This window comes from Desulfomarina sp. (assembly GCF_054039375.1).
In genome coordinates this window covers 1-20,876 of the sequence record NZ_JBPLBA010000249.1, presented here as the reverse complement: position 1 = coordinate 20,876, position 20,876 = coordinate 1, and the positions used below count along the sequence as shown (strand labels likewise).

Genomic DNA, 20,876 nt, shown 5'->3' with positions numbered 1-20,876 from the left:
ACGAAGAAACTCAAAGGAGGAAAAATGAAACTGCACCGTTTTTTCAAACGAATCGGAGTTAAACTGGTCCTGGCTTTCCTGTTTATCGGCATCCTGCCCCTGGCCGTCAGTGGTCTCATTTCCTCTTATCAGGCCAGCAAAGCTCTTAAAACAGCCAGCTTCAGACAATTAAACAGTGTAAGAGAAATTAAAAAGAAACAGATTGAAAATTTCTTCAAAGAGCGAAAAGGAGATATGGAGGTTCTTCTGGAAACAGTGGGAACTCTCAGAGAAAAAGCATTTGAACAACTCAATGCCATCCAGAAAAACAAGAAAAAAGCTGTCATAGAACTGGCCCGCCAGTGGCAGACAGATATCGCAGCTCAGCAAAGCCGCTCCATCTGCACAAAAGGAATGAACCAGTATGAAAACTATCTTGCCACTGGCGAAATGACACCCGAATATAAACGGTTTGCCTCAATCATTGACACTTTTATCCAGGCAACCGGCTATTATGATTTCTTTGTCATCAATCCGCAAGGTGTTGTGGTCCATACACAGGCAAAGGAAGCCGACTACCGAACCAACCTGATCTCCGGACCATACAAAGACAGTGGCCTTGCCCGGGCTTTCAGAGGTGCCAGCCAGGGAAAAACAGTTCTGATCGATTTTGCCCCATACGCCCCCAGCAATAATGAGCCTGCCGCATTCATAGCTGCCCCCATTCTTTTCAAAGGAAAACAGACGGGTGTAGTTGCTCTCCAGCTTTCCATGGATAAACTGCAATCCATCATGGATGAACGCACCGGTCTTGGAAAAACAGGTGAAACATATCTGGTGGGCCGTGACCTGCTCATGCGTTCGAACTCCTTTCTCGATCCCGAATTCCATTCCGTAAAATCATCTTTTGCCAATCCCGAAAAAGGAAAGGTCGATACAGAGGCAGTACACTGGGCTCTTGCCGGTGAAGACAGAACAGGAGTGATAAAGGACTACAATGGAAACCAGGTGCTCTCCGCCGCCGCACCTCTTGATCTTGCAGGATTAAGGTGGGCCATTGTTTCAGAAATTGATCTTGCGGAAGCCTTCAGCCCGGTTAATACGGATGGTGGGGAATATTTCGAGAAATATGTGAAAGCCTATGGATACTATGATCTTTTTCTTCTCAACCCCGATGGTTTCTGCTTTTATACTGCAGCCAAAGAAGCCGATTTGCACACCAATTTTTTAAACGGAAAATATGCTTCCTCCAACCTCGGAAAGCTGGTGCATTCAGTTATTAACAGAAAGTCATTTGGAATCGCCGATTTTGCCCCCTATCCACCAAGCAACAATGAACCAGCCGCTTTTATCGCCCAACCATATATATCAAGTAACGGCAGAATTGAAGCCGTCATAGCCCTGCAGCTCTCCCTGGACGCCATCAATGGAATCATGCAACAGAGGGAAGGAATGGGAGCTTCCGGCGAAACATATCTCGTCGGCCCGGACATGCTGATGCGCTCAGACTCCTTTCTTGATACGAAAAATCATTCTGTTCAAGCATCTTTTGCAAGGCCCGACAGGGGCAAAGTAAACACAATTGCTACACAAAAAAGCCTGCAGGGTAAAGAGGGGACTGAAATCATAACTGATTACAACGGCAACCTTGTTCTCTCCAGCTTTACCCCGGTCAAAATCCAGGATCTCCATTGGGCCCTGATAGCGGAAATTGATGCAGCAGAGGCCCTCGCCCCGGTGAAAGCACTGCAGAAAACAACGGGGATAGTAATGCTGATCAGTATTTTCGCCGTCACAGGAATATCGTTCATTCTTTTGAGAATGGTAATGGGACCGATTAAAACCGTTGTCAACAACCTCAAAGAACTCTCCCAGGGAGAAGGAGACCTCACCCAGCGTCTCAAAGTTGACTGTCCCGCGTGTTCGGAAGTCATGGACTGTAATGAGCCAGGCTGTAAAAGCTATGGCAAACGAGGACTATGCTGGGAAATAAGCGGCACCATGGCCGAAACCCCCGACTGCGTCGAAGTAACCAGTGGCAGGATAACCGACTGCCGGGAATGCAAAGTCTATGCAATGGCCAACTATGATGAACTGCAATCACTTTCCACAAACTTCAATGCCTTTATCTTTAAACTGCAGGGCATGTTCAAAGAGGTGGTCGAAGGTGTCAGTACCGTTTCTGCCGCCACCACGGAACTTTCGGCCATTGCGGAACAGATGTCCAGCGGAGCTGAAAACGTTTCCAGCCAGTCAAGTTCTGTTGCCACAGCTGCAGAGGAAATGAGTGTGAACATGGATTCCATCGCTGCGGCAACGGAGGAAACCACAACCAATATGAATATTGTAGCGTCGGCAGCCGAAGAAATGACGGCAACAATTTCAGACGTCAACAGTAACACGGAACAGGCGGGAAAAGTAACCAGCGAAGCCGTTGAAGAGGCAAAAAGTGCTACAGCCAAAGTACAGCAACTCGGCCGTGCTGCCAGTGAAATCAGCAAGGTAACCGAAGTGATCACTGATATTTCCGGGCAGACGAACCTCCTGGCGCTGAATGCGACCATTGAAGCGGCCCGGGCGGGAGAGGCCGGAAAAGGATTTGGGGTGGTCGCAAATGAAATCAAGGAACTCGCCAAGCAGACCGCTGAGGCGACCGACCAGATAAAAAACCAGATTGAGGATATCCAGAATTCAACCACTGAAACAGTGAACCAGATAGAACGTATAACCGCTGTAATCAATACTGTTAATGATACCGTCAAAACAATTACAGGCGCTGTACGGGAGCAGACTTCCGCCACTGATGAAATTGCCTCAAATGTGGCTCAGGCGGCCCAGGGATTAACAGAAGTCAATGAAAACGTGGCCCAAAGCTCCACGGTCACAACCCAGATAGCAGGAGATATCAGCATGGTCAGTCAAGCCTCCGCCGAAATGGCCACATCCAGCGAAGAAGTACAGAACAGTGCTGCAGAACTGTCGAAAACTGCGGAAAAACTCAAGGATATGGTCAGCGGCTTTAAACTGTAAATTCTCAGACAACCTGCCTGCCGGGAAAAACCTGCAGGCAGGTTACAACTCCACCTCCTTTCTGGACAGGCACTGACAAATCAATATTGCCATATCATTCCGCACCTGTTAAAACCCCACAATAACCCTGATTCCTCTACTCTTTTTTTCCAGAAAATGAAAACTCTACAGGCATACCTGCGCCCCGACACTGTCCTCTCCATTTATTATATTGAAGGAATTGTTCCCCGCTCTGCCCGGCTGAAGATGGAAACGTTCATCGGCAACTGGGTCGAAGACGATTTCTCGTTTCTCTTTTTTACCGCGCCCGCGAGAAAAGAAGTTGAAAAAATTTGTGATAATCTTCCGGGCCTGAAGTTGCTTGATGAATTTGAAATGACTTATGAACAGTGGCAGGGAGGAACCATAGAACCTGTACGAATTGGTCGTTTTCTCCTGAATCCCCCATGGATTAAAGCAACTCCGGCGGAGAATGAAATTGCCCTCACGATTGATTCCGGTGTTGTTTTCGGCAACGGCACCCATCCCACCACCCGGGCCTGCCTGGAGGCCATTGATATTGCCTGCACCGGTGGAAAAGTACAAACCATGCTGGACCTTGGCTGCGGCACAGGAATCCTCGCCCTGGCTGCCGGCCGACTTGGCTGCAGCAAAGCAATTGCCGTTGACTACAACCTGCTTGCCTGCAAAACAGCCCTGAGCAACGTCCATCTGAATGATCTCAGGAAAAATATCGTGGTGGTGAACGGCAGGGCCGAACAGTTTACCGCAAGAGCCACGGACCTTCTTGTAGCCAATATCCATTACGAGGTAATGAAAAAAGTGATCCGCACTGACGGTTTTCTACGACAGAAATGGTTTGTCCTCTCCGGGTTACTCAGAAGTGAGGAAAAAAAAGTCTCTGCCTACCTGGCAACGCGGCCGGTGCTTATAGTGAAACGCTGGAGTGAGGACAATATCTGGCATACAATGCTCGGTATTACCAGAGAAGAATCAACCTGAAAATAGCCAGAGATTCCGGGTGGCAGACGGCCCGGCAAACCGTGCCACCCGGGTAAGTCTACGACAGCCGCTCAAGGGCGGCAATACGCTCTTCCAGCGGTGGGTGACTCCTGAAAAGACTGGCCAGCCCCCCTTCTCTCGGACGGATCCCGAAAGCGGCAACCTGTTCCGGAAGATGAGATGGTTCATGATGCGCCTGCAGCCGACGCAAAGCGCCTACCATTTTTGCACTCGACGTGAGATAGGCTGCCCCCTTGTCAGCGGTAAACTCACGTTTTCTTGAAAACCACATGACAATTATCGACGCAAAGAGCCCCAGGACCATTTCCAGGACAATGGTAACAGCCATATAACCCATAAAGCCCAGTCCGCCGCCATCCTCATCACTCCCCAGAACATTGTCAAGAATATTTGCGGCAATACGAGACAGGAAAATAACAAAGGTGTTCAATACTCCCTGGATAAGCGACAGGGTCACCATGTCCCCGCAGGCCACATGGGTTATCTCGTGGGCAAGTACCGCTTCCACCTCATCCCGGCTCATATTCTGCAGCAGCCCCGTGCTCACGGCAACAAGGGCATTATTCTTGTTCATTCCCGTTGCAAAGGCATTCAAATCAGGAGACTGATAAACAGCAACCTCCGGCATTCCGATTTCCGCTTTTTCCGCCATGCGGGCAACACTGTCCACCAACCATTTTTCCGTGGGATTTGCAGGTTGTTCAATAACCACGGCCCCTGTTGATTTTTTGGCAATCCATTTGGACATGGCCAGGGAAATAAACGATCCTCCCATACCAAACATTCCAGCCATGACAAGCAGACCGGAAGTGCTCCTTGAATCAATTCCCAGGACAGACATAACAATACCCAGCAAAACCAGTATTGCCATATTCGTTGCCAGAAACAAAATTATACGTAACACGCTTCTACCTCCATTTTCAAAAAGTTAATATTTTTTCTGATTACCCACGAAACTCAGCATACGAAGGGATACCCGGGCCAGCGAGGTGATATCTCCCGCCACCCGGAGTCAGGCTGAGTTTCGTGCACAATCAGTATTTTTTCAATGGAGTAATATCTGAATCCTGCGCTTCAGAGCAGCGTTGACGGAACATTGTCATCTCCACCAGGCAAACGAAGAATCCGAACTCATTGATTACATGCCATAAGAATTTTTTTTACGGTATTTCCATCCGCCCGCCCGGAAAAATGGTTCATGACAGGTCTCATCGCCTGCATCGGGTTTGCGAAACTCTCAAAATCAACATTTTCCTTAATCCAGGCCCTGATTTCCTCTTCACCAGCCTGTCTCGGCAGATAACCTTCCATAACGGTGAGAAAACCGGAACTCTCCTTTCCCGCCGCTGCCAGCAGCTCTTTTTCCGATTTTATCAGTTTTCTGATGATAGCGATAACCTGATCATCACTGAGCTTTTTTTCGCGCTGTCGCTGGAACTCTCCTATCAGGATACGTATTGCACCGGTGCGATCGCTGTCCTTTGCCTTGATCGCCACCTGCAGTTCATCCTTAAATTTCTCCTGCATGCTCATTCTTTTTCCTCACCTGTTTCTCTGTAACCAGCTGCTTAACGGGTGCATTAAGAAATTACTTTTTTTCTCATGTCCCCTGCAATTGTTTTCATGTATAATACGATACTGTATTTCTTTCTTGATTACCCATGAAACTCCGCTGAATTGTGGAGGTGCCTGCTTTATCAGGCTGAATTTTAACGTAATCAGAATTTCTTTTTTCTCCAGGAATTCATCAAAATAATCATTTTTCACCGAGGCGCAATCCCATGACACTTCTTCCCGCCATAGAATTAGAAACGGGTACTAATCCTGACGCCACAGTAATCTGGCTTCATGGCCTGGGAGCCGACGGCAATGATTTTGCCCCCATTGTTCCAGAGCTGCGGTTACCGGAAACCGCGCATATACGCTTTATCTTTCCCCATGCTCCAGCCATTCCCGTCACGGTCAATGGAGGTTTCGTCATGCCTGCCTGGTATGATATACTGGAAATGGAAATCGACAGGAAGGTGGACACAGACCAACTCCTGCGATCCGCCGCCAGGATTGGTGATTTTATTACCCGGGAACTGGAAAAGGGAATTGATTCCAGAAGAATCATCATTGCCGGTTTCTCCCAGGGCGGTGCAGTGGCCTTCCAGGTGGCTCTCAGCTGTTCCCTTCCCCTGGGTGGTCTTCTGGCCATGTCGACTTATTTTGCCACCGTTGACACAATTACATTAAGCGATGAAAACAAAAACATCCCCATTGCTGTCCAGCACGGCATATATGATCCGGTAGTCCCGGAGAGTCTTGGACAGAAAGCGACGACACAACTTATCAAGGCAGGTTACAGTGTCAATTACAAAAACTATCCCATGGAACATGCGGTCTGTCCGGAACAGATTACAGATATCGGCAACTGGCTGCGGAAAATACTCTTCCAGAAGGGCTTGGGGCATTCTATTCCAAACCCAGCCTGACACAGCAGGCACGTCTCCAATATTGCTGAGTTTCATGAAAAAACAGGAATTATATTATTTATGGATTCAATAGCCTTTATTGCCGAACAGAAGATACAGGAAGCCCTGAAGAACGGCGATCTCACTGTTGGAAAATGGAAGAACAGGCCCCTGCCTATGGAAGACGACAGCCAGATCCCCGACGATCTGAAAATGGCCTACAAGATCTTGAAAAACAGCGGTTACCTGCCACCCGAGATTGAAGAACGAAAAGAGGTAAAACGTCTGGAAGAATTGATTGCCGCAACAGAAGACGAACATATCCGTCTGAAACAGATGAAAAAGCTGAGTGTCCTCCTCATGAAAATTGATGCCCGTCGGGGAAAAACTTCCAATATCGCCCAACAGGATGACTATTATCGAAAAGTTGTGGAAAAAGTCAAAATAAAAAAGCAGCCATGAAGACCATTACCCCACAGACAACAGATACTGTTCTGGAAGAAGCAGCCCGAAAATTCAGGAAAGCCGACCGCGCCGTTGCCCTCACCGGGGCAGGGATCTCTGTCGCCAGCGGCATCGCCGATTTCAGGAGCAGAGGCGGACTCTGGAGCAGGTTTTCCCCCGAAGAATATGCCACACTCCAGGTCTTTCTCGATAACCCGGCAAAGGCATGGGAACTGTACAGAACTCTGGGCAGGGAACTGCTGAACAAAAAACCGAACAGGGCCCATGTTATCCTGGCGGAACTGGAAAAACAGAATTTCCTGGCCGGCATTGTAACGCAGAATGTCGACAACCTGCACCAGGCAGCCGGCAGCAGGAATGTTCTTGAAATACATGGAGATCATAATCATCTGCACTGTCTGCAATGCGGCGACCTCATGGAAGTTCGCGCCGACCACTTTACAGGGAATGATATTCCCCGCTGCAGCCTGTGTGATTACCCATTGAAGCCCAATATCGTCCTCTTCGGTGAACAGGTTCACAACCTCGATTCCATCCAGGAATTAATCCACAGCTGCGATCTCCTCCTTGTCATAGGTACCTCGGCCCAGGTTTATCCCGCTGCAACCCTTCCCCATACAGTCAAACAGCGGGGCGGCCTGGTGTATGAATTCAACCGGGAACAGGCACTTTCCACCTCCGGACTTTCAGGTCATTCCCCCCTGTCCGACTATTTTTTCCATGGAGATCTTGGCATTACCCTCCCCCTTTTCAGCGAAGCTGTCCACCAGTTGTAATTGCTCACAGACCATGATTTTTCTGTTCTGACATCGGATACTCAAGCTAAATATTATCTCTCCATCAGCCGAAAAGACATTCGAACTGGATTTTTTTGGGGAAAAAGTGACTCCGTCATGTTTCTTTGATAGAATTCAGTGGAATGGTTCAACAACAGACGGCGTAACTGCTCACAGGAATAACAACCCTGCGAGTTGACAGCCTCTGAACTGCAATTACTCACAGACGACAGTATACTTTTTTCCTGGCGGACAAGGGGTTCAATGCAATTCTGTAAAGACTGCGGGGGCGTTCTCAATCTTTTTGGCAACAATGAGGGAGAACTCTGCTCTTCCTGCATCCAGCATAAAAAACCAGCACCACCACCCCAGGAAAAGAGAGAAAATGAATATAAAGAACTACTGGAAGAGACGGTCCTCCTCTGTCAAAATAACAAGATTATCCTGCGCTCCAGAGAAGGCTGGGAACTGTGGAGTGCACCAGTAAACACTGTAACGGATTTAAAAACAGCCCTGAAACGGGCACAGCGCATCTATGAAATCCGCAGCAGGCGGCGCAAAAACTGACACTAATTATGGCTACAACCATCTCCATAGGATCCGGAAAAGGCGGTACCGGAAAGACAATGATCATTGCCAACCTGGCACTTCTTCTCGCCCGGAAAGGGAAAAAAGTATGCCTGCTTGATCTGGACGTGGGAGGGGCTGACACCCACCTGCTGTTCGGCCTCTTTGAGCCGAAGTATTCACTGACTGATTTTCTGACAAGAAAAGTCGATACACTGCAGAATGCTCTGCACACTTTTTATTCCTACAACGGTCTGCAATTCCTGCCCGGCACAGGCAACACCCTGCAGACGTCCAATATGAGTTACCAGGAAAAACAACGGCTCCTTCGCGCCATATCAACCCTCGATGCGGATGTGGTATTGATCGATGTGGGTGCGGGAACCAACTACCACTCCCTGGACTTCTTCATGTTTTCCGATATCCAGATCTGTGTGACTCTGCCGGACCCCACATCAATTCTGGATTTTTACACCTTCCTGCAGCTGGCGACCATCCGCAGGGTCCTGGGGAGTTTTCTCTCCCGCAGCCAGGTCAGCAGCACTTTGAAAAAACAGCATTTCACCTCTCTTGCCCAGGTATTCAGGCTGGCGGAAGAAACCCAGGAAGGGGCCAGGGAAAAAGCCCAGCATGCACTGAAATATTTCCACCCCCTCCTGGTGGTCAACCGTGATTCCGTCAATGGTCGTGTCAACAGGAAAAAACTCAATTCACTCACCTCAAAATACCTGGGGATTGAAATTCCGCCCCTGGGGGAAATTCCGGAAGACAATGCTGTAGGAGAAGCATTGAAGGCTTATATTCCCGTGTGCGAACTCTTTGCCGATGCTCCGGCCTCCATTGCTCTTAACACCATGGCGGATAAGATTGCAAAGGTCATTGAACTCTTTGCCGGCAGGCAATAAAATCAAAGAGTTTTCCCCTGTGAGGAGTTACGTCAACAGTTCGTAATTGACCATGGCAGGGGATTTCACCCTTCCTGCCGCATCCTTCTTACTGTTTTCAGCAGAAACAGGGCAACCGGAATATACGTGGCCAGGGCAAAAGCCGCCATGTGAGGAAAAATAACCGGAGTTTCAGGAGAGTACACAAGAAGATACGCCGCAAGAGCGGGCAATTTGTCAAATTGCAGGAAGGCAAAAAGGGCGAGGACAAAACGCCTCATCAAGTCCGGTCGTTCCGGAGAACTGCCCCGTGAAGCACGGTACAGAAGATACAGGGAAACAGTCAGGCCCAGAAAAAAAACAGATGTTCCCACCAGTGCGCCAACAGCCAGACCGGACTCACCCGTAGCCAGCTTTCTTTCCTCTGAAGGAAACCAGAAATAGACAGCGGTAAAAAAGGTCAGAAGATACCCTCCGACCCCTCCAAGAAGAAACTTGAAATGGTCTCCGGACACTTCCTCCACAACTTCAAAATCCGAATTTTGTCTGAACAAAAAAAATATTGCCCCGAGAAGAAGGACGCAGATAATAAAAAACGGCCATGGTGGTGCTTCACCGTAAAGAGGGAACCAGAGACGCCCCTCCTCCGGTGGCAGGAGAAACAGCAGACCGAATACAAAGGCAACAAGGGAACCAAAACCTAAAAGAAGAGCGGTTGTCAACCTGGCCAGACCGACCAGATAACTTATACCGGTCACAGAAGACGCAAAACCGGCAATAAGAATTCTTATGATCATTTTTTTGTTCTCCCTTCAATCCAAATCCGGTAAAATTCTCAACGATGAACTGAGAAAAACCAACTGTGGCAACACACCTTTTGCCATAGGATTACAAGACAAGCCGGCATCGCCGGGGTCTATGGCCCGACTTCAACAAGCTGACGAAAACCCCGACTGCGGCGTAACACCCCCCCCAGCCGTGGATTTTCAAACAAACAATTAAAAAATTCCATATATGCCGGAATATACTATCCTGAAATGTGAGCAATGTGGGCAGAAACTGCGTTTTCCCCATAATATCGGAGGACTGGTTGTGGTATGCCCCACCTGCGGTCAAAAATTCCAATCGGATTTTAAGCTACAGGGCAGTGGAAAGAAACCTTTTTTCTCACTCCTTGCTCCGGATAAATCTTTTTCCCACGGATTCTTTGGCAGGCTTCTGCGGACATTGTATTCACGTTTTATGAAAAGATAACCCCTGCCCTGCTCTTGATAACACATTGTGGCATGCTTATACTGGTGAGCATGAATATTTCTCTACCTGTTCCATCACTTGATGACCTGACTTTTAATAATCGCTTCTTCAGAGATCTTCCCGGTGATCCTGTCCTGGAAAACTCCCGCAGGCAGGTACGGGGCGCCTGTTATTCCAGCGTAACTCCCAGAAAGGCATCCTCTCCCCGTCTTCTGGCCTTCAGTCCGGAAGTTGCCCGACTCCTGGGTATCTCCATCGAAACATGCCGAAGCAATGATTTCACGGAAGTTTTTGTGGGGAACCGGCTTCTTGCCGGAATGAATCCTTATGCCATGTGTTACGGCGGACACCAGTTCGGCAACTGGGCGGGACAACTGGGGGATGGCCGGGCAATAAACCTGGGAGAAGTGGATACAGGGAAAATTTCTCACTGGACCCTGCAGTTGAAGGGGGCCGGGCCAACTCCCTATTCACGGTCGGCTGACGGCCTGGCCGTGCTGCGATCATCTCTGCGGGAATTCCTCTGCAGTGAAGCCATGCACCACCTCGGTATTCCCACCACAAGAGCCTTAAGTCTCATCAGCACGGGTGACCAGGTGACAAGAGACATGTTCTACGATGGACACCCCAAAAAAGAGCCGGGCGCTGTTGTCTGCCGGGTTGCTCCGTCCTTTATTCGCTTCGGTAACTTTGAACTCCCGGCATCCAGAAAAGAGACCGACCTGCTCAAACAACTGGTGGATTTTACCATTCGCACTGATTTCCCTCACCTGGGGAAGCCATCAACGGCAACATATCTTCAATGGTATAATGAAATCTGCGAAAGAACGGCAACTCTTCTTGTTCACTGGATGCGTGTCGGTTTCGTCCACGGGGTTATGAATAGTGATAACATGTCGATTACAGGACTGACCATTGATTATGGTCCCTACGGATGGTTGGAAAATTTTGACCCGAACTGGACCCCAAACACAACAGACAGCCAGGGACGCCGTTACTGTTTTAAAAATCAACCCCATATCGGTCAATGGAATCTGCTCCAGCTGGCAAATGCCATTTACCCCCTGATCAACGACACCATCCCTCTGCAGGAAGCACTGAATCTCTATACCAGTTCCTTCCAGGAAAAATGGAATTTGATGATGGCGAAAAAACTTGGTCTGAAAACTTTTCAACCCCAGACCGATGATACCCTGATTCATGAACTGACGACCATCCTGCAATCAGTTGAAACAGACATGACCATTTTCTTCAGAAATCTTGCTGAAATCTCCCCGATCCAGGAAAATGACCAGTCCATTCCTGTTCCGCTCAGGGACGCATACTATCTTCCCGAACAGATAAATAAAGAATACACAACCCGTCTTTCAACCTGGCTGCGAAAATACAGGAAACGCCTCCAGGAAGACGAACAGACAGGCCAGGAGCGAACAGAACGAATGAACCGGACCAATCCCAAATATATCCTGCGCAACTACCTGGCCCAGCAGGCTATTGACAAGGCGGAAAACGGTGATACAACAATGATAGAGGAACTCCAGAATCTCATACGACACCCCTATGATGAACAACCGGATAAAAAACACTTTGCCCAAAAACGTCCCGAATGGGCCCGAAACCGTCCCGGCTGCTCCATGCTCTCATGCAGCTCTTGATCTGAATTTCTCATGAACACTGCACCACCTGGTATCACCTGAATCCTGCACCTGTAAACCTGGAAACAGTCCTGTTTTATTGTAATTGGTCACAGGGGGTAGCAACTCTGTGATTTTATTACCTCTGAACTGTAACTGCGTGTATTTCAATAATCAACAACCGACTCCCGCGGATTGCGAATAGTTCAATCCGACCACATCGGGTCTAATGCGCATTCGATAACCTTTGACAATTCTCCCAGATCAAACGGCTTTGCCACAGCCGCACAAAAACCGTACTCCCTGTAATTTGCCAGAACCGGATCATTGGAATAACCACTGGCCACCACAATTTTCGCCCCTGCATCAAGCCTGAGAAGTCTCCGGGCCGCCTCCTGCCCCCCCATTCCGCCCGGAATAGTCAGATCCATAATCACAAGATCAACCGGATGACCGCTGTCCTGCAGTTCCTGGTATTTATTCACTGCCTGCTCTCCGTCCGCAACCAGAACAGTTGAATGCCCCAGTGCCTGTAACTGGGACCTGGCCAGTTCCCTCAACATGCCGTCATCATCCATAACCAGGACCCTGGCCGCTTTCACAGCTGAGCCTGGTTGTGGTTTTTCGCTCACCTTTTCACCACAGGTTATTATGGCCGGGAGATATATAGTAAATACGGCACCCTTTCCCGGACTGGAATTAACCGTAAGAAATCCGTCATGTTTATTGATAATCGAATAACAGATGGCCAGTCCCAGGCCACTCCCTTCCTGCTTGGTTGAAAAATACGGGTCGAAGATTTTATTAATTATGGTCCCGGGAATTCCCACGCCCGTATCAGAAAGAGTAATGCGGACATAATACCCTTTATCAACACTGAGAAGTGCTTCCCTGGCCGGATCTTCAACGTTGGCACAACGCACCGTAATGGTTCCGCCTTCCGGCATGGCGTGCTTGGCATTCAGTATTATATTTTGAATAACCTGACTGATCTGTCCGCTGTCCACTTCCACCATCCAGAGATTTTCAGGAATTTCGTGTTTGCAGACCACCTGACTCCCCCTGAGAATAAAATCCGCCGACTCCATAATTAATTCGGCCAGAGAAGCAGCTTCCCTGATCGGCTCACCACCTTTTGAGAAAGTCAGAAGCTGCCGTGTCAGTTTTGTCGCCCGTTTTGTGGCCCTTCTCGCTTCGGTCAGAAGGGTTTTCGCCTCCCCGTCTTCACTTTTCAACCGGAATGCAGCCAGCTCTATATTCCCCAGTATTGCAGAGAGTATATTATTAAAATCATGAGCAATTCCTCCGGCAAGGACTCCAACCGATTCAAGCTTCCTTACCTTCAGCAACTCTTCTTCCATTTTCTTTTCATTGGTGATGTCCCTAAATACAAGGACAACTCCTATAATTTTCGACTCTTTATCTCTGATAGGGGCTCCACTGTCCGCAATCGACCGGACAGAACCGTCCCGGGCAATGAGGCCGGTATGATTTGCCAGCCCGACAATACGTCCCAGTTCCATGACCCGCTGGACCGGACTGGCACATTTTTTCCCGGTTTTCTCGTTGATGATTTGAAAAACTTCTGTGGACGGTCTTCCTTCCGCCTCCCGGGAACACCAGCCGGTCAATTCTTCCGCTACTTTATTCAGAAAAACTATTTTTCCTTCAACATCAGTTGTAATAACACCGTCTCCAATTGAACGAAGAGTCACGGAAAGTCTCTCCTTTTCGGCTATCAACGCTTCCTCTGCCTGTTTTCTTCCCGTTATGTCCGTTGCAATTTCCATCCTGACTAGTCTTCCGTCGGTCCATCGTATAGCCTGATCCCGACATTCAAACCACTGTCCTGTAATACTGCTCTCATATTCCCAGACAAACACCTCGGCAGGTTCACCATGCTCATTTACAAGAAACTCATTTGTGCAGAATTCACAGGGTGAATCCCCGCGATGAAAACTTGTATAACATTTTTTGCCAATGCACTCTCCGCAGATATTCTGCGCATAACTGTTCATAAACAGGAGTTCATATGTTTCAAGATCCGAGACATAAACAATAGCGTCCAGACTGTCGAGAACTGCCTGAAATCTCTCAACCGTACCGGCAACTTCTTCGTCACGCTTCTGAATAGCGGATACAATTGCCTCGAACTCGAGAATACCACCGGAAAGATTGGCAGAATCAAGAAACAAATCATTTTCCTCTCCCGAAGTTTCAAGTGCTCCGACAATGTTTCTCACAGGTCGTGAAAAAAAATGCTTAAAGATAAAATGAATAACGGAAAACAATAATAAAAAAAGGACAAACAGAAAACCGACCTGGTGCAGCAGCACTTTTTTAATTGCCTGCAACATGACAGAGGAGGGAACACTGTAATAAATGATCCAACCGGCCGGCTCACCAAAGTTTTCTTTGATCGCAACACAGTGCTTCCCATAGTACTGGAAGGAAAAAAGACCAAAGGAATCTGATTCCGTCTGTTGCCTGAGATCAAAACCGAGATTGTAGCGGGTAGTCATCAGCAGCTCATCAGGATGGTAAATTACTCTACCTTTTTCAGAAAGAACGAACAGCTGTTCTCCTTCATACAGTCTTCCCTTTCTGAAACTTTTCATAATTAAAATAAAATTATCTACCCCCCGCTCTATCACCAGGAGATATCCATCATAGAGCGGATATTGAATTGCAACCACCGACTCCTTTGTCAAAAGAGACTGAAAATAGTGATATTCATGACTTTTTCCACTGAAACCGTTCATAACAATGGCACTGAAATCCACACCGATATACTGGGAGTACGGTTTTGAAATATGGACAACCTTTCCTCCTGCGTCAAGTACATAGAAACTGTCCCCCGACAGGTTAAAATAGCCGGAAGCATCAAGCCGGGAGACCAGTTCATCAAACCTGCCCGGCGGGATATCATGCATAAGAGACTGCACCAGACTGTCCGTAAAACTGAGGGCATTTTTCATCAAGGCCCGGGCAACATTAATCCTTGCCGACATCACGGTTGAAAACTCATCCCTGACACGCTGGTATTCCAGAAAACCACTGATAAAAACCACAATAAGAAAAACACAGACGGCGACAGCAGAAAACATCAGATTTATTTTTTTTTGCAGGGGTTGCGGCGTCACCTATATTTCTCCATTGTTATGAAATCTCTTCCCGCGAACCACAACTTCATAGACAGGACGCAGTACGTCACCATATTTATCAAACCGAACACGTCCCATCAGGGTATCATACTCTGCTGCAAGCAGAGCTTTTTTCAGTTCAATGCCTGTTATTTTATTGCACCGTCTTAACCCGTCAGCCAGAATATTAACCACCTCATAGGCCCTTGTAGAACGTGGATTAGCTGCAGTTTTGAAAATTTTTCTCATTTTTAAAGAAAAATTGAGATAACGGGGCCTTGAATTTTCAGGATCGATAAATGTTATAAGAGTAAGTCCTTCCGCCGCCTGCCCCGAATATCTGAACAACTCAGGGGTATGAGCCCAGACGGAAGAAAACAACCTTCCTTTGAATCCGGCGGTCTTTATCTTCTGCAGGGCTATCCCTGTCATACTTGCTTCGGCAAGAAAAAGAACCGCATCAGGTTTTGGGGACAGGAGATCTCTGCTGATATGTTCCCAGTTCGGTTCTTCGCTTGAATTAAAATGAACTTCCGTTATTTTTCCTGAAAACGATCGTTTCAGAGAAGCAGCCCAGTCCATGACAAATTCACTATTGCTCAAATCCATCAGCAGGGCAACAGAAGCAACGGAATCGCGTCTAAACAGTTCTGCCGCCTTTTTCCCGTAAAGATCGCAGCTTACCTGAGTACGAAGAAACAGATCATCCCTGCCGGTCAGTCGGTCAGTGGCGGCATATGGGGTAATGAGCAAGGTTTTCCTGGAAGTGACTGCAGGGTAAGCTATCAATGTATTTCTTGATGTACTGTGACCTATCACAGCCACAACTTTCCGATCGAGAAGAAACTGGTCCGCCTGTTGTATTCCCTCACTGCTGTTTCTGTCATCGCGAATCAAAAGCTCAAGGGGGCGGCCGTTTATCCCTCCCTGCTCATTAATTTCTTCAACAGCCAGGAGGGCTCCATTACGAATATGTTCTCCGGCGGCTCCTCCGCGACCACTCAGGTTAATTGCCAGACCGAGCTTGATCGACTCCCCCTGGTTCTGGCAGGAAACCAGGAAGAAAAGAATAAATACAGGCACGAAAAAAGCTGCCGGAAAACAGAGCTGTCTTCTCATACTTTCTCCTTTCCCTTAATCTGTAACAGTTCCGCAGAAATTATCTTGATGACATCTTGAAAACAATCGTAAAATTCACGATTAAATCTGCTGAATAAAGTCACTCACCTCCCTTCGGTCCAGCCTCCATAACAATTAGCAGATAATCCACTTTCTTTTTATACAGGGTACATTTTACACTACAAAACGGCTGGTTTGAAGTCAAGTGCTTGTCAGACGAAGAGAGAGATGTCGCAATCACCCTCGACGTTTTTTCATGTTACCTGTTGACAGATGCTCCAACTGTTTGATACAGTGCCACTGATTTCATAACAGACTTATTGCGTAAAACACTACTCATGAAAATCATGCTTAACGATCTCCCCTGCCCCGCCTTTGAGCTGCAACCGGACGCACGAATTCTCCGTCTGAATCCACTGGCGACAAAGTTTTTCAATTGCGAGCACTCTTCCCCGATCAATCAGTTTTTTCAGAATTTTCTGGAAAAAAAATACAGGCCTGATTTTGTCCGCATCCTCAAACGGGTAAAATATGGAGATCCAGTACAATATGAGGCGACACTGGCGACACAGCCAGGCCATGCCGGCCCTTTAACCCTGAAATTATCCAGATTAAGCAACAACAACCTGCTGGCCCTGGTTTATCAGGAAAAGCTGCTCCAATCATCCGGTGTACAGGAAAATACTCTTCTGCAGGAACAATATCGCCAGAATCCTGCGGGAATCCTTCTGATCAATGACAAAATGGAAATGATTTCCTATAACAGTGAATTCCTGCGCATGTGGAGAATTCCCCATTTCATTGAAAATTGCCGCAATGATCTCGACAGCCTGGAAACAGTTATCGAACAAGTCTGCGAACCTGAAGTTTTCATGCAGAAAGTGATGTATTTATATGAACATCCGAATGAAAAAAGCGTTGACGAAATCGAGCTCAGGGATGGCCGGACCTTTTATCGACATTCATATCCGGTTTACAACGAAGAAAAATATGTCGGCAGGATCTGGTATTTTCTCGATATCACTTCCCTCAAACAGGCCCAGACCGAACTCGCCAGGCAGAAGAAATTTCAGGAAGCGGTTCTGGAACATACCAGGGACGGCATTGTCGTCTGCGATGCAGAGGGATATCTGTCCCTGTTCAACCCGGCCAGTGTAAAAATCCATGGCGCAGACCTTCAAAGTGTTCCACAACATAAGTGGACTGAATACTTCAGCCTGTTCAAGCCGGATGGGCAGACTCCCCTTTCAATGGAAGAAATCCCCCTCTCAAGAGCCCTCGCGGGAGAAAAAATACGAAACGAAGAAATTGTTATATTCTCAAGTGATGGAAAGCGGCAGACACTGCGGGTTAACGGTCAGGCAATGTATGACAATAACGGAAAAAAGATTGGCGCAGTTGTCACGCTCCATGACATTACCGACCTCACCAGAGCCAGGCAGCAGCTACTCCACATGGCCTATCACGACTCCCTCACCAGGCTGCCGAACAGGCGACTGTTCCATGACCTCCTGAAACAGATGATCCTCAGAGCCAGACGAAACAAAGACCAGATAGGCATCCTGTTTCTTGACCTCGACAACTTCAAACGTATCAATGACAGCTATGGACACGAAAGGGGGGATCTTTTCCTGATTGAGCTGTCAGATTCCCTGCAGAACACACTGAGAGACTCCGACATTCTCTGCCGCTGGGGAGGAGATGAATTTGTCATCGCCCTTCCCCAGATAACAGACAGCCTTGATGCGAAACTGGTGGCCGAGAAACTCTGCGGTTCCGTACGAACCGACATGGACAAAAGGTATGGAAAATCTGCGATCAGCATCAGCATAGGCATAGCTCTTTACCCGGACCATGGAGAAGAGCCGGATCAATTGATACGACTGGCAGATATGGCAATGTATACGGCAAAACACCGGGGAAAAGACCGCTACTGCATGACTGATACAAAACAGTTACTTGCTGAAGAAACCACGGCCTGATGACCATCACCGGTTCTTGTTTCATCCGGAACGCAACCCGGCATAGCGTGCCAGAAGGATCACTTCACCATGATCAGCAAAAAGGACCTGCAGTCGGCCCTGTTTTCTATCTTTGACCGCTGTAACTGTACCACAACCGAATTTCTCATGCCATACTGCAAGACCTTCGGCTATCTCGTCAATCTGCAAAATTTTTTTATCCGAAAATCTGCGACTTAAGGTTGTATTATCGCAATCGGGATTTTCATCAGCCTGTGAAGACCGGGCCGGTTTATCAGTTTTCCCGGACGATTCAGAATCATCCGGCATTCCCGGACCGACAGTAAAGGAAATGTTCATGGCCCGCAGATATCTGGCGGCGATACCGCTTTCATCGCCCTGCAGAACAATATTTTCCGCCTCGCCCGTCCGTCGGCTGACGGCTCCACCCAGTTTATCGGAAAAAGACAATCTTGCCTCATAAAGAAAACGACTGGCCTGTATCTGCTCACCCGGACAACGGCTCCTGCCTGTTTTCATGGCTTTTCTCAACAGCCTGTCCCGGGGATAAATAAAAACGACCTCTTCCACAGCTCTGGTCATTGCCACATAAAACAGTCTCCTCTCATCCTCCAGGCTCTCCCCCGCAGACATATCCTGAAACAGGGGAAAACTGCCGTCTTCAAGACCCGGAATAACAACCAGTGGCCATTCCAGTCCTTTAGCCCGGTGGATGGAGGTGATAAGCAGACTCTTCCTGTCAGTTGCCCCATCGGGGAAACGAAGTTCTTCAATTTTTCTTAAAAACTGTTCGGGCGCCATTCCCTGTTTTCCCGCAAAATCGATGAACACCTCACAGGTTTTTATACGGTTTTCGGCTGTTGTGTTTCTCACCGAAAATTTAGAATAAAAAGAATACAGATCAATTTTTTCAACTATTCCGCGTAATACTAAATCCGTGCGGGAATCTGAAAAACTCTTTTTTATCCACCTCCAGTTTTCTGCGGCATTGAAAAAACGCTTCTGAATAAAGGACGGCATGGTATCATTCACTGCCGCTTCAATTACGTCTGCTCCAGCCAGGGGATTCTGCGCTACCTGCCGGGCAAGCTGCTCAAGCTCTCTCTGGCGCACTCCAAGATGTGGCTGGGACAACATGGCCACAACCGTCCTGAATTTTTTTTCTTCAGACTCTGTTCCCAGAATACCGAGCGACAGTTGTAGATAGCCGAGAAGAGCAACTATTTCACCACAATCAAAAACCCGTTCGTGTCCCTCGAGTCTGTAGGGAATACCGGCATCCAGCAGGGCCAGCTCCAGAGGAACGCTATGGGCATACATCCGAACCAGCACCGCAATTTCCTCCAGACTTCTTCCCTGCCCACGCCACCGATCGACCACAGCCAGGATCGGATGTTTTCCTCCATTCTCCTCCATATATGAAATCTGTGTATCAGGAGTAGTGGTGTCGGAAATACAGAGTTTTTCATCCCTCAGGATATTATTGTGGATAAGATAATTAGCAGCCAGAGAAAGTCGGTGACCAAAACGAAATGTCCGGGAGAGAGTATAATTCACCGGCCCGGGAAAATCACGGTGGAACCGTTTAACAATAAAATCCGGCCGCGCCCCTCTCCACTCGTAAATACACTGATCAACATCACCCACGACCATAACCTGTGCGCGTTGACCCGCAAGCAGGAGAAGAAGATGCTGCTGTACTTCATTGATGTCCTGATACTCATCGACTATGATATGATCAACCCTGTTCTCCACCCACTTCACCAGCAGAGGATCATCACGCAGTGCCTGCAGTGGTTCATAAATCAGATCATTATAAAATCGTATCCTCCTCTCCTGTCTCACCTGCTCGAAAAAAGCAAATGCCTCAATAAAATAGCGTAAACGATCGGGAAAATGCAACAGGTCAAAAACTTTGCCGGCAGGCTCCACTGTTGCTTTGACCTGATCAATAAAGGTAAGGAATTCTTCCTCATCTTCTCCGGAAATATGGCCGCCATTTTCCCGACGATAGAGCTGGGCCGCAACCTGTTTTGCCATTTTTTCAAAGACATACTCCTCAGTCACAAGGGTATATGACGGCAAAACGCCACGCTTGACAAAACTCGCCACAAGCCTGTAACCGAGGGAATGGAAGGTACGTATCTCAGGCAGGGATGCGCAATCCTTCAATTGCTTTTCCATGGACAGAACAAAACCGTCCCGGGCTGAACGGTTGAACATCAGCACCAGCAACTCTTCAGCCTGCACCCCATTCCTGAGCAGATGACCTATACGACCAATCATGGTGGTCGTTTTACCGGAGCCGGCAACCGCACTTACCCGCGCATGCCCTTCACCATGTTGGATAATCTTCAACTGTTCAGCCGTCAGCTCCATAAAAAAAACTCACTCGCCTCCCTTTCGAACAGCCACCAGGGCGCCGTGATAAATCACATTACTTTTTATTTGCCGGAAGCAGATCAGTAATGGAACCATCGACAATTTCTGCTGCAAAAGCAAAAGTCTCCGCAAGAGTCGGATGAGCATGAACAGTTCTGCTGATGTCTTCCGCGTTGGCACCC

At 48.0% G+C, this 20,876-nt stretch carries 15 protein-coding genes and 1 pseudogene; 9 read left to right on the top strand and 7 right to left on the bottom strand.

Features of this window, described 5'->3' with window-relative positions; all coding sequences use genetic code 11:
• Nucleotides 1–24: 24 nt before the first annotated feature.
• Both ACXLDX_RS13780 and ACXLDX_RS13775 read left to right on the top strand, forming a co-directional pair.
• Nucleotides 25–3,009: a methyl-accepting chemotaxis protein gene (locus tag ACXLDX_RS13780; RefSeq protein ID WP_457577763.1), complete on the top strand. Its 2,985-nt coding sequence runs from the start codon at nt 25–27 to the stop codon at nt 3,007–3,009.
• Between the two features lie 156 nt (nt 3,010–3,165).
• Nucleotides 3,166–4,011: a 50S ribosomal protein L11 methyltransferase gene (locus tag ACXLDX_RS13775; protein WP_457577762.1), complete on the top strand. Its 846-nt coding sequence runs from the start codon at nt 3,166–3,168 to the stop codon at nt 4,009–4,011.
• A gap of 58 nt (nt 4,012–4,069) precedes the next feature.
• Here ACXLDX_RS13775 and htpX read toward each other — a convergent pair whose 3' ends face one another.
• Together htpX and ACXLDX_RS13765 are read right to left on the bottom strand one after the other, a co-directional pair.
• The gene (gene htpX / locus ACXLDX_RS13770) at nt 4,070–4,903 is read right to left on the bottom strand and encodes a protease HtpX (RefSeq protein ID WP_457577764.1); all 834 of its coding nucleotides are present in this window, start codon (nt 4,901–4,903) and stop codon (nt 4,070–4,072) included.
• 260 nt (nt 4,904–5,163) lie between these two features.
• The gene (locus ACXLDX_RS13765) at nt 5,164–5,559 is read right to left on the bottom strand and encodes a GatB/YqeY domain-containing protein (RefSeq protein WP_457577761.1); all 396 of its coding nucleotides are present in this window, start codon (nt 5,557–5,559) and stop codon (nt 5,164–5,166) included.
• A gap of 254 nt (nt 5,560–5,813) precedes the next feature.
• Here ACXLDX_RS13765 and ACXLDX_RS13760 point away from each other — a divergent pair, with 254 nt between their 5' ends.
• The 5 genes from ACXLDX_RS13760 to ACXLDX_RS13740 all read left to right on the top strand — a co-directional run bounded on the left by ACXLDX_RS13760 (nt 5,814) and on the right by ACXLDX_RS13740 (nt 9,201).
• Nucleotides 5,814–6,509, top strand: coding sequence for an alpha/beta hydrolase (locus tag ACXLDX_RS13760; protein ID WP_457577760.1), 696 nt, complete (start codon nt 5,814–5,816; stop codon nt 6,507–6,509).
• Between the two features lie 60 nt (nt 6,510–6,569).
• Nucleotides 6,570–6,950, top strand: coding sequence for a DnaJ family domain-containing protein (locus ACXLDX_RS13755; protein ID WP_457577759.1), 381 nt, complete (start codon nt 6,570–6,572; stop codon nt 6,948–6,950).
• The gene (locus ACXLDX_RS13750) at nt 6,947–7,729 is read left to right on the top strand and encodes an SIR2 family NAD-dependent protein deacylase (protein WP_457577758.1); all 783 of its coding nucleotides are present in this window, start codon (nt 6,947–6,949) and stop codon (nt 7,727–7,729) included. Before ACXLDX_RS13755 ends, ACXLDX_RS13750 begins: the two co-directional genes overlap by 4 nt.
• A gap of 264 nt (nt 7,730–7,993) precedes the next feature.
• Entirely contained in the window at nt 7,994–8,296 is a 303-nt protein-coding gene (locus ACXLDX_RS13745; protein ID WP_457577757.1) for a hypothetical protein, read from the top strand.
• An 8-nt stretch (nt 8,297–8,304) separates the two neighbouring features.
• Nucleotides 8,305–9,201 (top strand): MinD/ParA family ATP-binding protein, encoded by an 897-nt coding sequence (locus ACXLDX_RS13740; RefSeq protein WP_457577756.1) that lies wholly within the window; start codon nt 8,305–8,307, stop codon nt 9,199–9,201.
• A gap of 65 nt (nt 9,202–9,266) precedes the next feature.
• Here ACXLDX_RS13740 and ACXLDX_RS13735 read toward each other — a convergent pair whose 3' ends face one another.
• Nucleotides 9,267–9,977, bottom strand: coding sequence for a hypothetical protein (locus tag ACXLDX_RS13735; protein WP_457577755.1), 711 nt, complete (start codon nt 9,975–9,977; stop codon nt 9,267–9,269).
• 507 nt (nt 9,978–10,484) lie between these two features.
• Here ACXLDX_RS13735 and ACXLDX_RS13730 point away from each other — a divergent pair.
• Entirely contained in the window at nt 10,485–12,089 is a 1,605-nt protein-coding gene (locus ACXLDX_RS13730; RefSeq protein ID WP_457577754.1) for a protein adenylyltransferase SelO, read from the top strand.
• Nucleotides 12,090–12,274: 185 nt separating this feature from the next.
• Here ACXLDX_RS13730 and ACXLDX_RS13725 read toward each other — a convergent pair whose 3' ends face one another.
• Together ACXLDX_RS13725 and ACXLDX_RS13720 are read right to left on the bottom strand one after the other, a co-directional pair.
• Entirely contained in the window at nt 12,275–15,211 is a 2,937-nt protein-coding gene (locus tag ACXLDX_RS13725) for a hybrid sensor histidine kinase/response regulator (RefSeq protein WP_457577753.1), read from the bottom strand.
• Nucleotides 15,212–16,330 (bottom strand): ABC transporter substrate-binding protein, encoded by a 1,119-nt coding sequence (locus ACXLDX_RS13720; RefSeq protein WP_457577752.1) that lies wholly within the window; start codon nt 16,328–16,330, stop codon nt 15,212–15,214. It abuts the gene before it with no gap.
• A 347-nt stretch (nt 16,331–16,677) separates the two neighbouring features.
• Here ACXLDX_RS13720 and ACXLDX_RS13715 point away from each other — a divergent pair, with 347 nt between their 5' ends.
• Nucleotides 16,678–18,312 (top strand): PAS domain-containing protein, encoded by a 1,635-nt coding sequence (locus tag ACXLDX_RS13715; RefSeq protein ID WP_457577751.1) that lies wholly within the window; start codon nt 16,678–16,680, stop codon nt 18,310–18,312.
• Nucleotides 18,313–18,333: 21 nt separating this feature from the next.
• On the opposite strand, the gene ACXLDX_RS13710 is transcribed toward ACXLDX_RS13715, so the two are convergent.
• Nucleotides 18,334–20,691 carry an ATP-dependent helicase gene (locus ACXLDX_RS13710; protein ID WP_457577750.1) on the bottom strand — a complete coding sequence of 786 codons (2,358 nt, stop codon included), beginning with the start codon at nt 20,689–20,691 and terminating at the stop codon, nt 18,334–18,336.
• Between the two features lie 58 nt (nt 20,692–20,749).
• Nucleotides 20,750–20,876, bottom strand: a pseudogene (locus ACXLDX_RS13705) (dihydrolipoyl dehydrogenase family protein); the annotation flags it as partial.